Genomic DNA, 15666 nt, shown 5'->3' on the forward strand with positions numbered 1-15666 from the left:
GTGTATGATAAAGATTGATGATGTTATATGGACTTTAACAGAAAAATGTGATGGTAAATGTGTTCATTGTGGTTTATGGAAAAAAAGAATAAATTATAATGATGAATTAGATTTGGATATTATAGAAAATATTGTTTCCAATTCACTTTTAAAAAATTTAATTCAGGCTCATATTACTGGCGGGGAACCTCATATTTCTCCAAAATATATTCCCTTAATAGAACTTTTGGTGAAATATCATCCTTCAATAAGAATACATTCTCCAATTTCTGGAATGTATCCAATGCATCATTATGCTATTTCAAAATATGTATTAAAAATTACAAAAAATTATTTAATAGACGTTTCCATTGATGGCCCTGAAGAAATAAACGACAAATTGAGAGGAAAAGGCATGTTTGAAAATGCTGTTAAAACTATATCCTTATTAAAAAAACTTGATTTAAAAAGATTAAGAATGCAATTTACCGTTTATCCTGAAAATTATGAATATATAGAATGGGCCAAGAATTTTTCTGAAAAATTAGGTGTTGGACTTTATATTAATTTTGGAAGAGTAAGTGTTAGATTTGGAAAAGATGAAGAAAAAGATACAGATGAATTTTCTTTCTCAATAGATCAAATAAATAAAATCGATGAACTATTAAGAAAGATTGATTATGACAAAGGTCCTTATAAATGGAGATATATCTGGCAAATGAAATGGTGGAGAGGTGAAAAATTCACATACGATTGTTATATGGGCTTTAGAAGTGTTGATATAGATCCATATGGAAATGTTTATCCATGTCTTTTATGGAAAAAGGAATTGTATATGGGTAATTTAAGAGACTTTAATGGTGATTTAAGAGCCTTATATCAATCTCCAAAAGCTCAGGAAGTTTTGAAATATATAAAAGAAAAACGCTGTCAGCCATGTTCATTCTCTTGTGCAATAAAAGCATCTATTGATGGAAATAAAGGGATTGAATTTAATCCTAATTGATTCTAAAAGGAGATATTTCTATGGAAAAACATATAATTTTAGATTATATGACTCCCAAAAGAGTTCATTTTTTTAAATCTCTTGATTATTTATTACAAAATGCAGGATATAAAATAATAAGAATCGCCAGAGATTATGGCGAAACTATTAATTTACTTGAAAACAAAGGTCTTAATTATGATTTAATATTACAATGGGGAAAGGATTCTTTAGAATCCAAGTTAAAGGTTTATGCTGATAATATTAATGTTATTTTGGATTATATAAATAAAAATAATTTAAATATAAAAGCTTTTATAACTCTTATGGATCCTTCAATCTCCAGAGTTGCTTATGGATTATCTAAACCTTTAATAAATTTTTCTGACCTACCAGATGCTATAATTCCTGGAAAATTATCTTTAACTTTATCAGACTATATATATATACCTTTCTGTATTTCAGAAAGGTATATTTCTGAAAATTATTGTATATCAAAAGAGAAAATATATAAATATCCTTTTTTAGATCCTGTTTTGTGGTTAAAAGATTATATTCCTTCAAAAAAAGAAGAGCTTTTTTCTTCTTTAAACATTCCAGAAAAATATTTAAATAAAAAACTAATTTATGCACGTTTAGAACCTTTAAATGCAAATTATTACATGAGTATAAATCACAAAAAGTCTTTAATTTTAGAATTAATAGAAAATATTTTAAAAGAATATAACGACGATATTTTTATAATCATACATCCAAGATACAAAGAAAAATTACAGTTATATCAAAATATTGAAAATATTAAAATAATTAATGAAAATCTGGTTGATAGTATAAGTATTGCTGCAAATGCTGATTTATTCATTGGTGGCGGAGGAACTATAAATATTGAAGCTATATATTTTGGAACACCTGTAATTTCCGTAAAACCTGTATTAACTCTATACGAAAAATATTTAGTTGAAAACGGTCTTTCATATAGAGCTTCTAATATATACAATAAAACTGAATCTTTTAAACTAATCAAAAAAATATTAGAGAACAATATAAGACTCCATAATAAAGATATTTCTAAATTATGGGAAGGAAACTTAAATGAAAGTATTAAAAAATTTGAAGAGGATTTTTTAGCCTTTATAGAAAAACTATAAAAATTTTTAATTGAACAGAAAGGTGAAAATATGTGCGGAATTGCAGGGGCTATAGTCACAAATAATAATTCTGTTTCTTCTCACGATATAAAACGAATGATAGATTCTATTGCTCACCGTGGTCCTGATGATTTTGGAATTTATACACACGAAAATTTTGGTATGGGGCATAGACGTTTAGCAATTATTGATTTATCCTCACACGGTCATCAACCCATGATATCTTCAGATGGAAGATATATAATCTCTTTTAATGGTGAAATATATAATTTCCTTGAATTAAGAGGTATATTACAATCTAAAGGTTATATTTTCAATTCTAATACTGATACTGAAGTAATATTAAATGGTTATATAGAATATCAGGAAAAAATATTGAATATGCTAAATGGCATGTTTGCTTTTGCTATTTTTGATAAAAAAGAAAAAAAATTATTTATCGCTAGAGATCGATATGGAATAAAACCTTTATACTATAAATTAGACAATTCTAAATTAATTTTCGCATCTGAAATAAAAGCTATATTTAAATGGAATTTCATAAAAAAAGAAATAGACTATTTAGCTTTAGATGAATATCTCACTTTTCAAAATATTTTTACTGATAGAACTTTATATCAAGGAATAAAAATATTAAAACCGGGACATTATGCTATTATCAAATCTGATAAAAACGAAATTTATTTTAAACAATATAAATATTGGGATTATAATTTACATTCTACAGATGAAAAGCTCTCTGAAAAAGAAGCTTCAAATGAGTTAAAAAGACTTTTTGTCCAGGCAGTAAAAAGGCAATTAATGAGTGACGTACCTTTAGGCGCGTATCTTAGTGGAGGAATGGATTCTGCATCTATCGTTGCAATAGCTTCAAGGAGTTTAAATCGTTTAAAAACATTTACATGTGGTTTTGATATGACCTCTGTTGCCGGATTTGAAGTTGGATTTGATGAAAGATTATACGCTGAAATGATTTCAAATACCTATAAAACCGAACAATACGAAGTAGTTCTTCATGAAGGAGATCTTTATGAAGTAATAGATGATTTAGTATATCATTTAGATTATCCTATATTAGGAATGTCTTATTCAAATTTTTATATTTCCAGATTGGCATCTAAATTTGTTAAAGTTGTTTTAAGTGGATCTGGTGGCGATGAATTGTTTGCGGGATATCCATGGAGATATTACCATGTTCTTGGAAAATATAATAAAGAAGATTTTATAAATGCATATTACAATTACTGGCAAAGATTGGTAAAAGATGAAGAAAAACAATTTTTATATAATGAAGAAATAAGAAAAAAGATTCCCAAATATAATGCATATGAAGCTTTTAAATCCATCTTCAATGATTATGATTTCCCAATGAAAAATAATACAGATTTAATAAATGCTTCTCTATATTTTGAACTAAAAACCTTTTTACACGGATTACTTATTGTTGAAGATAAAATTAGTATGGCACATTCTTTAGAGACACGTGTCCCATTTTTAGATAATGATCTTGTAGACTTTGCAATGAAAATACCTTTAAAATTCAAACTAAAAAATTTTAATAAATATCAGAAAATAGATGAAAATGAAATAAAAAAGAAAGAAAAATTTTTCGAAACAAATATTGGAAAAAATATCTTAAGAAATATAATGAAACAATTTATTCCTAATGAAATAATACAAAGAAAAAAGCAGGGTTTTAGCTCTCCTGATGCTTCATGGTATCGTGTAAAAGGAAAGGATTACTTATTAAAATATCTAAATAATCCTAAAAATCTATGTTTTTACAATATACTTAATAAGGATTTTATAATACAAACAATAAATAATCACTTTCTAGGAGAAAATAAAAGATTATTATTATGGTCATTTTTAAATTTAAGCAGATTAGATATTTAAGATAATATTACTATCAGGGATGGTGATTTCAAAAAATGTCCAAAAAAATCTGTGTAGTAGGAACAGGATATGTAGGATTAGTAGCAGCGGTAGGATTAGCTGATTTTGGAAATAAAATAATAGGTGTTGACATAGATGAAAATAAAATAGAAAACCTTAAAAAAGGAATAAGTCCAATATATGAACCAGGAATAGAAGAATACTTAACAAGAAATCTAAACAGTGGAAGATTAAAATTCTCAACAGAAATAGGCAAAGCAATTCAAGAATCAGAAGTAATATTCATTGGTGTAGGAACACCTCCGAAAGAAAATGGAGAAGCAGATTTAAGCTATGTATTTAATGTAGCAGAAACAATAGCAAAGAATTTAAATGATTATAAAGTAGTGGTAATCAAATCAACAGTACCAGTAGGAACAAACAGAAAAATAAAAGAATTCATAAAAGAAAAATCAGGAAAAGATAATTTTGATGTAGTAAGTAATCCTGAATTCCTAAGGGAAGGAAAAGCAGTATATGATTTCTTCCATCCAGATAGAGTAGTAATAGGATATGAAAGCGAAAAAGCAAAAGAAATAATGGAAGATATATATAGAAGCTTATACCTAATACAAACACCATTTGTATGGTGTAACTTAGAAACAGCAGAAATGATAAAATATGCATCAAATGCATTTCTTGCAACAAAAATAACATTTATAAACCAGATAGCAAATCTCTGTGAAGCAGTAGGAGCAGATGTACATAAAGTAGCAAAAGCAATGGGAATGGATGGAAGAATAAGTCCAAAATTCTTACATCCTGGACCAGGATATGGCGGAAGTTGTTTCCCAAAAGATACAAAGGCATTAGTGGAAATAGGAAGAAAAAACAATGTAGATATGAGCTTAGTAAAAGAAGTAATAAATGCAAATGAAAAACAAAAAGAAAGAATGGTAGAAAAATTAGAAAAATATATGGACTTAAAAGATAAAAAAATAGGGGTATTAGGCTTAGCCTTCAAAGCAGAAACAGATGACATGAGAGAATCACCAGCAATAACAATAATAAACAAACTAATAGAAAAAGGAGCAAAAGTAATAGCTCATGATCCCAAAGCAATAGAAAATGCAAAAAAAATATTTGGAGATAAAATAGAATATGTAGATAATGAATACAAAGCAATGAATAATGCAGATGCATTAATGATAATAACCGAATGGAATATATATAGAAATCTTGATTTAGAAATGATAAAAAAACTAATGAAAGGAAACATAATCTTAGACACAAGAAATGTATTAGACAGAAAAAAGATAAAAGAAATGGGGTTTGTTTATGAAGGAGTTGGGAGATTATAAAAAATACAAAGATATATTTGCTAAATATATCTTTTGCAAATATACTTTTGTATTTTTTTAATAGGAGAAGATACTATGAAAATGATAAATCGTGAAAAAGAAAACTTATAAAGATTTTCAAACTTATATAAAATTTACTTTTAAAGTTTCATATAATATCAGCAAAAAACTTCTGGAATTATCCTTTTAAATTCCAGAAGTTTTTTATATTAATCTGTTATGATATAATCAATATAGAGAATTATTAAACCGATTTATACAACCAAGAGGTGAAGTAAATGAAAAAGAAAATACCATATGGAAAGCAAAATTTTGAGGTAATAAGAAAACAAAATTATTATTATGTTGATAGAACAGAATATATAGAAAAATTGGAAAAATTAGATGAAACATATATAGTATTTTTAAGACCAAGAAAATTTGGAAAAACATTGTTTTTAGATACACTTGGAAAATATTATGATATTAATTATAAAAACAAATTTGAAGAATTATTTGGAGATTTATATATCGGCGAAAATCCAACACCATTAAAAAATGAATATTACATATTATATATGGATTTCTCAGGAATACAAACAGAAAACAAGGATATATTAATAAAGAGCTTTAAAAACAATGTAATTGTATATCTTGAGAATTTTAATAGTAGATATAATTTAAAAATAAAAATAGAAAAGGAATTCAGTGAACCAGCAGATATAATAAGAGCATTCTTAAACAATGCAATTGAAGTATTAGACAAACCAATATACTTATTAATAGATGAATATGACCATTTTGCAAATGAATTATTGAGTTTTAATCTTGACTTGTTTAGAAATAGTGTAACGAAACATGGATTTGTAAGAAAATTCTACGAAGAAATAAAAAAAGGAACCAAGACAATTATAGAAAGAATATTCATGACAGGAGTAAGTCCAATAATGCTGGATTCATTAACCAGTGGATTCAATATTACAAAGAATAAGACTACAGATATAAACTTCAATAAAATGCTTGGATTTACAAAAGAAGAAGTAATTCAATTACTTGAATATTATGAGATATATTCAGAAAAACTTTTTAAAATAATAAAAGAATATTATGGTGGATATAAATTCAGCTGGGATGCAACTGAAACAGTATATCATCCAAACATGATATTTTATTCTATTAAGGAGTATTTATCTAAAGGAAAAATACCAGAAAAAATAATTGATGATGATACAGAAAAATATTATGAAAGAATTAAAAATCTTTTTGAATTTGCAATATTTTCGGATGATAAAAAAGAAAAATCTAATATTCCATTAAAAGAATATGGATTGAGAAGAATAATAGGAGATAAGTTAAAGGAAATATGTGAAAAAGAAGAAATTTTTATAAACGAGCTTGCAACAAAAATATATTCTGATTATATGCCGAATGCAAAAGAAATAAAATCATTGTTGTTTTATGAAGGATTCCTGACTCTTGAAAAAGAGGGAATAAAAACGTATTTAAAAATACCAAATCATTCAATGAAAAATGTATTTTTAAAATTTAGTGAAAAATATTATTGAAATTCAATCTTTGTTGGAAAAGAAGCTAAGTTTGTTGAGGAAGTGAAATGATGAAATACAAATATCTATTTTTTGATATGGATGGAACTTTGTTTGAAACATCAAGAGGAATTATATACTCACTACAAAAGGCTTATAAAATTAATAATCTAACGCCTTTGCCTGAAGACAAAATAAAAAAATTAATAGGTCCTACACTTGATGAAATAATGAACATATTATTTGGTGAAGAAAATACAGAATTAAAAATGAAAGTACGAGAAGATTTTAGAATGACATATGCAAAAGAAGGCGTTTTTATGCTGGATTTATATCCTGAAGTAATGGATACACTGGAAAAATTATATTCCAAAAATAGAATAATATACATAGTTACATCAAAACCAGAAATCTTTGCATCTCAAATTCTTGAAAAATTTAATATGTCAAGATTTTTCAAAAAAATCTGTGGAGTGCCTTTAGATGGTAAAATCCCTCCAAAATCAGAACGTTTAAAAAATCTCATAATAGAAGAAAATATTCCTTTAAAAGAAGGATTAATGATCGGAGACACTTTAAGTGACGCAAAGGCTGCATGGGAAAACAATGTGGATTTTGCATGGATAAGTTTTGGCTTTGGCCATGAAAATGAAATTAAAAAATATGATTATAAAATAAATAATTTCTCTCAATTACTTAATCTAAAATAAACAAATATAGCTCTTTTGGGAATCCAAAAGAGCTATATTTGTTTTACCGAACTTCTTTTTATTAATTCAGTAGGAAGTATTATTCTGCGTTTCACTTTACTTCCTTTTCCTTCAATCCGTTCTATTATAAGTTTTGCTGCCATTTCACCCATTTCAAATCTTGGTTGCTTAATCGTTGTTAAAGGCGGATAGAGAAATTTAGAGTATCTGTCATCATCAAATCCTATTACAGAAACATCATCAGGAATACTTAAACCACTCTCATATAATGCTCTCATTCCACCTAACGCATTTTGATCATTGGAAAAGAATATTGCCGTAAAGTTTTTCCCATGTTTTTCAAGATACTCTTTTATAGGATAATATCCCCCTTCAAATTCAAAGTTACCTTCTAAAACTGTTAACTCTAAGTTTTTCCGTTTTGCAAAATCTTTTACAGCCTGTTCTCTTTCATATGTTGAATATGTATTTCTACTCGCCTGAACAAATAGTATCTTCCTATGACCCATTTTATACAAATATTTTATTCCATTATAAGCAGATTGATAATTATCAATTCCAACGGAATCCACTTTTATATTTGAATCTTTTCTATCAACGGCTACAACAGGAATAGCTGTCTTTATTAACTTTTCTATATGTTCATCATCATTTTTAGTTGTACAAATTATTATTCCATCTACTCTCCTTGAAAAAAACTGTTCAAGGATTTCCTTTTCTTTATTTATTAATTGAGAAGTTGAACTAAGAAAGCTATCATAACCATTTGCCGTTAATTCAGTTTCTATTCCTTCTGCAATTAGATTATAATGATTTCCCCATAATGTTGGAACGAGAATTCCAATAAGATGATGCAACTTTCTTTTGGCAACTTGAGGTGGTTGATAATCATATTCTTTAAGTGCTTTAAGCACTTTTTTTCGTGTTTCTTCAGAAACATTATCAGCTCCATTTAAGACACGGGAAATTGTAGCAATTGAAATACCTATTTTCTTTGAAATTTCCCTCAAAGTTGCCATATTATCACCTCTTTTTTATCACAATAATTTATACGGATATTTTACATAATTCTCCATATAATCTGGAATTCCATTTTCCTGAATTATTTTCTGATATACAAGAAATCCCGGTTTTATTGTCCTCTTTTTTCTTTCAAAATCAACATGCACAAGACCAAATCTTTTTGAAAACCCATGTGGCCATTCATAATTATCCATAAAAGACCAATACATATATCCTCTTACATTTGCACCCTTTTTAATAGCATTATACACGCTATTAAGATGAGAAACAAGATAATATGGTATATATCTTCCTGTACTTTCTCCAATTCCATTTTCTGTAATAAATATTTCAGGAGAATTATAACGTTCATTTAATTTCAGAATTATTTTCTCAAGACCTTCAGGATATATCTCCCATCCCATATCTGAAACAGGTCTTCCTGATTTTGCTATACTTCCAGGGACACATGCATATCCATAACCTGGAACAACATTCCAGCCATATTTTCCTTCTTTTCTTACCACAATTCTTGTATAATAATTAATTCCAAGAAAATCTGTTTTCCCATCCATATCTTTTCTATATACATGATTATTGTTTATATTAAAATCCACCATTCCCTTAAATATCATATCTGTATATTGAAAATTAGAAAAATACATGGCTTTTTCTGCTGCTTCTTTATCGTTCTCTGTTTCTGGATCAGCCCATGAGAATGAATAAATAAATCCCACTGGTTTGTTGCTAATTCTTTTTATAGCGTCATATGCCCTACAATGTGCTTCAGCCTGGTGTTTCTGGCTTTTTTTGTAAAATTCTTCATTAATAATTGCAGGGGGGAATCCGGCCTTTGGCTGGGTATAGCCTAATGAAGATACTATTTGCGGTTCATTCATAGTAGACCAAAAATCTACATAATCATCAAGTTCGGAGGCTATAAACGCGGCGTATTTTGTAAATTCAACAACAGAGCGTTTTTCTACCCAGCCAAGAGGACCGTTATGTTCAAGATTCACCTTTACCGGGTCATGAATCCAAAGTGGCAATGTAAAATGGTTAAGATTTACCATTACTTTTATGCCTCTATCTTTTAAATCGCGTATCATTTCTTTATAATGTTCGAGGTTTTCCAAGTTCGCAATATTTCTTAATTGTTTAAGCGCATCTTCTGTAATCTCAATATCAATAATATCGTTATTATATTCATTCACATTAACTCGAATGCTTTCTGTTGAATCTGGAAATATTCTTGACCACTCAATACCCACTCTTACTATTTTTACACCTAATTCTTTCATTAAATTATGATCATTCTTATATAATTCCCAATAATTAGGACCATTCTCAGGAAAATCACCGCTTACAAGTCCAGCTGAAATTATTCTCTTATCGTGTACCCATTCATACCAATCGCTATTTTCATCGATTCCTGTTTTTCCACCCATTTCAAATTGAAAACCTGACATTGATATTCCAAAAAGAAAATCTTCATTGAATTTTAGCATAATTGCACCTCCAGGTTATTTTTTCACTTTAACATAATGATTTTTGCTAATAGCTTCATATATAGTTGATTTTTCTTTGTTTGCCTGATAATACAATTCTATTTCTTTTATTATTGTTTCCGGTATAAACTTTTCATTTTTATCCCATTTCCTGTCTATTTCTGGAACAGAATTAAGAAGCATTTTTGTATACGGATGTTGAGGATTGTTATATACTTCTACCGTATCCCCTTTTTCCACAATTTCGCCTTTGTACATTATTAATGTTGTATCACTGAGATAATATCCAAGCGAAAGATCATGAGTTATAAATATTATTGACATACCTGTTTTTTCGCTAATTTCAGCAAGAAGATTAAGTACATCTATTCTTGTTGAAGCATCGAGCATACTGATTAATTCATCGGCAACAAGCACCTTTACATTCATCAACAAAGCCCTGGCTATTAACAATCTTTGCAATTGACCACCGCTCAATTGATGCGGATATTTGCCAAGGATATTTGTTGGATTCATTCCTACTTGTGAGATAACCTTTTCTATTTTTTCCTTTCTGTTTTTCTCCTCTGGAAAAAAGTTATCAAATATCATATTAAATACTCTATTTATTTTAAATAAAGTATTAAATGATGAAAATGGATCTTGAAATATAGCCTGAACATTTCTATAATATTCCTTCACTTCATTCTTTTTTAAATCCCATATATCTTTATTTTCAAATAATATCTTTCCAGATGTTGGTTTTAATAATCTGAGAATCATCTTTCCAACAGTGGTTTTTCCGCTTCCACTTTCACCAATAAGGGATATAATTTCACCTTTATTTATTTCAAAAGAAACATTGTTTACAGCTTTAAATCTCTTTTTTGAAAAAAAATCAAGATCAAATTCTTTCGTAAGATTTTCTATTTTCATTATTATTTCATTCATTGTTTTCACCTTCAATTTTTTTCCAGTTCCAGCAAGCTATTTGATGATCTGAAGATAATTCCTCTATTTTAGGCGTTTTTGTTTTACATATTTCTGTTGCATATGGACATCTAAATCTAAACCTACAACCTTCACCGATATTTAAAAGATTTGGTGGTGTCCCTTCTATACTGGTTAATTTCTTTTCCTTATATCTTATATTGCTTTTTGGTATGGAATTTACCAGTGCTTGTGTATATGGATGTTTTGGATTATGTAATATTGTTTCTGTGTCCCCAATTTCTGCAACCTGCCCTGCATACATAATCATTATTCTATCTGCAATTTGATTTAGCACAGCAACATCGTGTGTAATAAATATCATAGATTTTATTATTCCCAAATCTCGAAATTTAACAAGCATATCACAGACATATCTCTGGGAACTTACATCTAATGCTGATGTTACTTCATCTGCTATTAAAAGATCTGGATCAAGTAATGTTGATATAACCATTATCATTCTTTGTTTCATTCCACCTGATAACTCAACAGAATATTTGTTTAATACACTTTCATCCAGATTAACAAGTCTAAGTCTCTCTTTCACCTTTTCAAAAAATTTATTATCTGGATTAATCCCATGTTCTTTTACAAGATCTGAAATAAATTTTTTTATTTTCTTAGTAGGGCTAAATGCATCCATTGCATATTGTGGAATTATAGAAATATCTTTAAACCTTATCCTTCTCATTTCTTTTTTTGATAAAGTCATGAGATTTATCCCATTTAATTTTGCTTCACCAGAAATATAGTTCATAGGCGGTTTTAAAAGAATTAACCCATTCCCCAACGTACTTTTTCCACACCCAGATTCACCAGCTATTCCAAGAATTTCACCGGATTTTATATAAAAACTTACATTATCTATAGCCTTTACATAACCTTTTAAGGTTTTATAGTATATTTTAAGATTATTTACTTCAAGTACTTTTTCCATTATTATCACATCTCCCGTAATTTTGGATTAAATACTTCATCTAATCCCGTGTTTATAAAGTATAGTGACGATACGAGTAATGTAATTACAAGCCCTGGAATAATAGCCCACCACCACATTCCAAGTTGAACTGCATTCCAATCTCTGGCAATTTGCATCATTAAACCAAGTGAAATGCCTTTTGTCGGTCCAAGACCTATAAAGTCTAATGTAACTGCTGATAATACTGCGCCAGCAAATTGAAGTATAAATACCATAAATATATATGAAAACATATTTGAGGCAATATCTTCAATTATGATTTTCCCTGTTGGTAATGAAGAAATTCTTGATAGATTGACAAATTCCTTGTTTTTTATTGACATAGTAAGTGATCTTATGGCTCTTGCTGTCCATGGCCAATTTGTAATACCAATAATGATACTTTCAAACACCATTCCTCTAAATGAAAGGTATGAAGAAATTATTATTAATATTGCAAGTGTCGGAATTACAAGCATTACATTTGTAAGCATCATAAGTAATTCATCTACCCATTTACCTTTATAGCCCGAAAGAAATCCAACAAATAATCCAATTATTGTAGCAAGTGTTCCACCAAAAAATCCAACAAAATATGAGCTCCTTAAACCATATACCAATTGTGTATATACATCATGACCAAAAATATCTGTACCAAGCCAATATTCCTTACCTGGTGGCATATATCCAGGACCTGCATATTCTAAAGGTCCATATTTTGACAAATGAGGGCCTACTAACCCCAACAGAAGAAAAAATAAAAATACAAAAAAACCAAATAAAACCTTTTTATTTCTAAGCATAAAATATAAGTAGTCATTATTCTTAATTTTTTCTTTTAATGTCATATCAAACCTCCTCGGTATATGAAAACCTTATTCTTGGATCTATAAATACATATATTAAATCAACTATAAAGTTTCCTAATAATACCATTATGACTATAAATAAGAAACAACCTTGAATAAGGAAATAATCCTGATTTTGTATAGCCTGCAATAATAAAAATCCTAATCCTGGGTATGAAAAAACCGCTTCTGTTGTTAATGATCCCAGAATAATCGTTCCAAGTTGCAACGCCAACCCTGTAACCTGAGGGAGTATTGCATTTCTGTATGCATATTTTCTTATTAATTTATCGGAAGCGCCTAATGCTTCCATATATTTTGAATAATTTGATCCCATTTCATATATAATCATATTTCTCATACCAATAGCCCAACCGCCTAGCATAACAAGAAACAACGATAAAAACGGCAATGCAAGATGATATAAGAAATCAAGAATAAATTCAGATGAAAAGCTTGGTGTCATTGTATAACTATATGCTCCTGATAATGGAAATATTGGTACTACAAATCCCAAAAACCATGCCATTAACATTGCCATCCAAAAATATGGTGATGATGTAAGAAAAAAGAATATAGGGATTATACTATTGTCAGTCTTTTTATTAATAGCTGCCAGAGCACCAAGTTTATTACCTGCTATCCAGCTTAAAACTATGGCAGGAACTAATAAAAAGAAGTCATATATAATAGATCCCTGTATTATATCCATTACTTTTCTTGGATAAAGAAAAACGCTAATACCCAGATCACCCTTAAATAATGCAACCCAGAAATTTATATATTGCTTCCATAATGGTTGATCTAACCCAAATGCTTTTGTAAAATATGTATTTAGTCTTTCTGTTGCTTCAGGCAATCCAGCAAATCTTGACATTAATAGGGATATAGGGTCACCAGGCATAAACCTTGGAATAGCCCAATCTATGGAAACAGCAACAAAGAATGTTATTAAATATATGAAAACCTTTTTTCTTAAATATTTCCACATTATATTTCCTCCTGATTTTAATATTATGCCCCAACTCCATTAAAGAGTTGGAGCATAGTATAGAATTTTATTTTGCAGGTTTAAGTTTTAATATCATCATGCTTCCGCCTATTTGCCATCTTCCACTCCATAATGATGGCCATGCATATGGTTGATTTTCATCTGGATAATTTGTCCAGTATTTTTCACTTGCCTGGAACCACATACCGTTATACCAAACAGGAATTACTGGCATTTCTTCAAGCATTATTTTCTCTATTTCAGATGCAATTTTTTTGCCTTTTTCAAGATCCTTTGTTTTGTTAAATTCTGCTACTAAACTAAATAATTTTTCATTTTCATATCTTCCCCAGTTTCCACCATAGGCTTTTTCGTTCTTTATCTGCTGAGATTCAAATAACCAGTTGAAATATGTCCATGGTGTTGATGTTACATTACTTCCAAAGTTGTTTAATAATATATCGAATCCATCTGAATACATATCTTCTGCATATTTACTGTAATCAGGAAATTTTGGTTCTGTCTTTATTCCAATCTTTTCAAAATCAGCTGCAATTAATTTTATAGATTCCATCCAGTCTGTCCAACCAAAAGGAACTATAATTGTTAAACTGATTTTATCTCCGTTTGGCATTTCTCTGAAACCATCACCATCTATATCTTTGTATCCTGCTTCATCGAGTAATTTTTTAGCTTCTGCAGGACTGTATTTAAATCCATATTTTTCAACAACATCTTTATCATAATACTTCATCCATGAATCAACAGGTAAAAATCCAACTGGATTTGCAGGTTCAACCTGATATTCAAAAACTCTTCTAATTATAGGAGCTACATTAATTGAATAAGCAAGAGCTTTCCTGAATTTTGGATCGTCCATAGGCTTTTTCTTTGTATTTAAGAATAATAATGCTGTGTTGTCTGATAACATATAAGGAGCATCTTTAAACCATGTTTTTATTCCATATATTCTTTTTATGGATGGAATACCTGGTAAGAAGAAATTACTTACATCAAGTTCGCCTTTCATTAGCATACCAAGAGCAACATTATTTGAGAATATCTTCAATTCAACCAATCTCTTTGGTGCAGGAAGTCCAAATACATCTTTACCCCACCAATTATCGTTTCTGACAAAAATCATTCTGTCATCTGTATGACTTTCTGCCATATACATACCTGAACCAATAGGATTTTCATTTGCCAATGACATTAAACTATCAACAGGATATTTACTCCATATATGTTCTGGGATTATTGCAATCTGATATAACTGATAATCCCATTCATGATATCTTGGTTCTGAAAATGTAAATAATACTTCGTAATCGCTAAGTTTTTCAACCTTATCTAACCAATTCCAGATTGATGCATATGGAATTCCTTTATTCTTTTTTGTGATTTCAAATGTAAATACAACATCATCAGCTGTCAATGCTTCACCATCTGTCCATTTTATGTTTTCTCTTAACTTTACATAATACTGATTATCGTTTTTCCAATATCCTTTTTCTGCTAACCATGGAACAAGTTCATTGCTTATAGGATCATAATTGAATAATGTTTCGTAAATTCCACCAATTGTTCCTGGAACAGCTGCCCATGGAACTAAAGGATTCCAGTTTGAAGGTGCGCTCCATAATCCTCCACCAAAGAAGAATGTTTCTTCTCTTTTAAATGTTTCACCAAACATACTTACTGCAAATACCAGAAGAATTGCAATAATACCCATTCTTTTAAGCCAGTTCTTCATAGATAATACCCCCTTTTAGATTGTCGTAATGTTACTATATCATGAAACCTGTT

Annotated in this window: 13 protein-coding genes; 6 read left to right on the forward strand and 7 right to left on the reverse strand. The window is 28.9% G+C overall.

Features of this window, described 5'->3' with window-relative positions:
• The first annotated feature begins 4 nt into the window (after positions 1 to 4).
• The 6 genes from LN42_RS05500 to LN42_RS05525 all read left to right on the forward strand — a co-directional run bounded on the left by LN42_RS05500 (position 5) and on the right by LN42_RS05525 (position 7581).
• Positions 5 to 985, forward strand: a complete 981-nt coding sequence (locus LN42_RS05500) for a radical SAM protein (RefSeq protein ID WP_075780470.1) — start codon at positions 5 to 7, stop codon at positions 983 to 985.
• Positions 986 to 1005: 20 nt separating this feature from the next.
• Positions 1006 to 2112 carry a DUF354 domain-containing protein gene (locus tag LN42_RS05505; RefSeq protein ID WP_075780471.1) on the forward strand — a complete coding sequence of 369 codons (1107 nt, stop codon included), beginning with the start codon at positions 1006 to 1008 and terminating at the stop codon, positions 2110 to 2112.
• Positions 2113 to 2142: 30 nt separating this feature from the next.
• Entirely contained in the window at positions 2143 to 4008 is a 1866-nt protein-coding gene (gene asnB / locus LN42_RS05510; RefSeq protein ID WP_075780472.1) for an asparagine synthase (glutamine-hydrolyzing), read from the forward strand.
• A 35-nt stretch (positions 4009 to 4043) separates the two neighbouring features.
• Positions 4044 to 5348, forward strand: coding sequence for a UDP-glucose/GDP-mannose dehydrogenase family protein (locus LN42_RS05515; RefSeq protein ID WP_075780473.1), 1305 nt, complete (start codon positions 4044 to 4046; stop codon positions 5346 to 5348).
• Positions 5349 to 5626: 278 nt separating this feature from the next.
• Entirely contained in the window at positions 5627 to 6892 is a 1266-nt protein-coding gene (locus LN42_RS05520; protein WP_075780474.1) for an AAA family ATPase, read from the forward strand.
• Positions 6893 to 6939: 47 nt separating this feature from the next.
• Complete coding sequence (locus LN42_RS05525) at positions 6940 to 7581, forward strand: HAD family hydrolase (protein ID WP_083635655.1); 642 nt, start codon at positions 6940 to 6942, stop codon at positions 7579 to 7581.
• 32 nt (positions 7582 to 7613) lie between these two features.
• Here the strand turns inward: LN42_RS05525 and LN42_RS05530 are convergent, their stop codons facing one another.
• The 7 genes from LN42_RS05530 to LN42_RS05560 all read right to left on the reverse strand — a co-directional run bounded on the left by LN42_RS05530 (position 7614) and on the right by LN42_RS05560 (position 15613).
• Complete coding sequence (locus LN42_RS05530) at positions 7614 to 8600, reverse strand: LacI family DNA-binding transcriptional regulator (protein WP_075780476.1); 987 nt, start codon at positions 8598 to 8600, stop codon at positions 7614 to 7616.
• 18 nt (positions 8601 to 8618) lie between these two features.
• Positions 8619 to 10091 (reverse strand): beta-galactosidase BgaS, encoded by a 1473-nt coding sequence (bgaS, locus tag LN42_RS05535; protein WP_075780477.1) that lies wholly within the window; start codon positions 10089 to 10091, stop codon positions 8619 to 8621.
• Between the two features lie 15 nt (positions 10092 to 10106).
• Positions 10107 to 11021, reverse strand: a complete 915-nt coding sequence (locus LN42_RS05540; protein ID WP_014296528.1) for an ABC transporter ATP-binding protein — start codon at positions 11019 to 11021, stop codon at positions 10107 to 10109.
• A complete protein-coding gene (locus LN42_RS05545) occupies positions 11014 to 12000 on the reverse strand; it encodes an ABC transporter ATP-binding protein (RefSeq protein ID WP_014296529.1) in 987 nt (328 codons plus the stop codon). Before LN42_RS05545 ends, LN42_RS05540 begins: the two co-directional genes overlap by 8 nt.
• Before the next feature lie 5 nt (positions 12001 to 12005).
• Positions 12006 to 12869, reverse strand: a complete 864-nt coding sequence (locus tag LN42_RS05550; protein WP_014296530.1) for an ABC transporter permease — start codon at positions 12867 to 12869, stop codon at positions 12006 to 12008.
• A 1-nt stretch (position 12870) separates the two neighbouring features.
• The gene (locus LN42_RS05555) at positions 12871 to 13860 is read right to left on the reverse strand and encodes an ABC transporter permease (protein WP_075780478.1); all 990 of its coding nucleotides are present in this window, start codon (positions 13858 to 13860) and stop codon (positions 12871 to 12873) included.
• A 67-nt stretch (positions 13861 to 13927) separates the two neighbouring features.
• Entirely contained in the window at positions 13928 to 15613 is a 1686-nt protein-coding gene (locus LN42_RS05560; protein ID WP_075780479.1) for an ABC transporter substrate-binding protein, read from the reverse strand.
• Positions 15614 to 15666: the final 53 nt, after the last annotated feature.

The organism is Marinitoga sp. 1137, assembly GCF_001941525.1.
Lineage (GTDB): Bacteria > Thermotogota > Thermotogae > Petrotogales > Petrotogaceae > Marinitoga > Marinitoga piezophila.

Excerpts from the sequence above, each read along its gene's own strand:
- LN42_RS05500 (WP_075780470.1), top strand. The coding sequence starts at position 5 with ATGATAAAGATTGATGATGTTATATGGACTTTAACAGAAAAATGTGAT.
- LN42_RS05505 (WP_075780471.1), top strand. The coding sequence starts at position 1,006 with ATGGAAAAACATATAATTTTAGATTATATGACTCCCAAAAGAGTTCAT.
- asnB (WP_075780472.1), top strand. The coding sequence starts at position 2,143 with ATGTGCGGAATTGCAGGGGCTATAGTCACAAATAATAATTCTGTTTCT.
- LN42_RS05515 (WP_075780473.1), top strand. The coding sequence starts at position 4,044 with ATGTCCAAAAAAATCTGTGTAGTAGGAACAGGATATGTAGGATTAGTA.
- LN42_RS05520 (WP_075780474.1), top strand. The coding sequence starts at position 5,627 with ATGAAAAAGAAAATACCATATGGAAAGCAAAATTTTGAGGTAATAAGA.
- LN42_RS05525 (WP_083635655.1), top strand. The coding sequence starts at position 6,940 with ATGATGAAATACAAATATCTATTTTTTGATATGGATGGAACTTTGTTT.
- LN42_RS05530 (WP_075780476.1), bottom strand. The coding sequence starts at position 8,600 with ATGGCAACTTTGAGGGAAATTTCAAAGAAAATAGGTATTTCAATTGCT.
- bgaS (WP_075780477.1), bottom strand. The coding sequence starts at position 10,091 with ATGCTAAAATTCAATGAAGATTTTCTTTTTGGAATATCAATGTCAGGT.
- LN42_RS05540 (WP_014296528.1), bottom strand. The coding sequence starts at position 11,021 with ATGAATGAAATAATAATGAAAATAGAAAATCTTACGAAAGAATTTGAT.
- LN42_RS05545 (WP_014296529.1), bottom strand. The coding sequence starts at position 12,000 with ATGGAAAAAGTACTTGAAGTAAATAATCTTAAAATATACTATAAAACC.
- LN42_RS05550 (WP_014296530.1), bottom strand. The coding sequence starts at position 12,869 with ATGACATTAAAAGAAAAAATTAAGAATAATGACTACTTATATTTTATG.
- LN42_RS05555 (WP_075780478.1), bottom strand. The coding sequence starts at position 13,860 with ATGTGGAAATATTTAAGAAAAAAGGTTTTCATATATTTAATAACATTC.
- LN42_RS05560 (WP_075780479.1), bottom strand. The coding sequence starts at position 15,613 with ATGAAGAACTGGCTTAAAAGAATGGGTATTATTGCAATTCTTCTGGTA.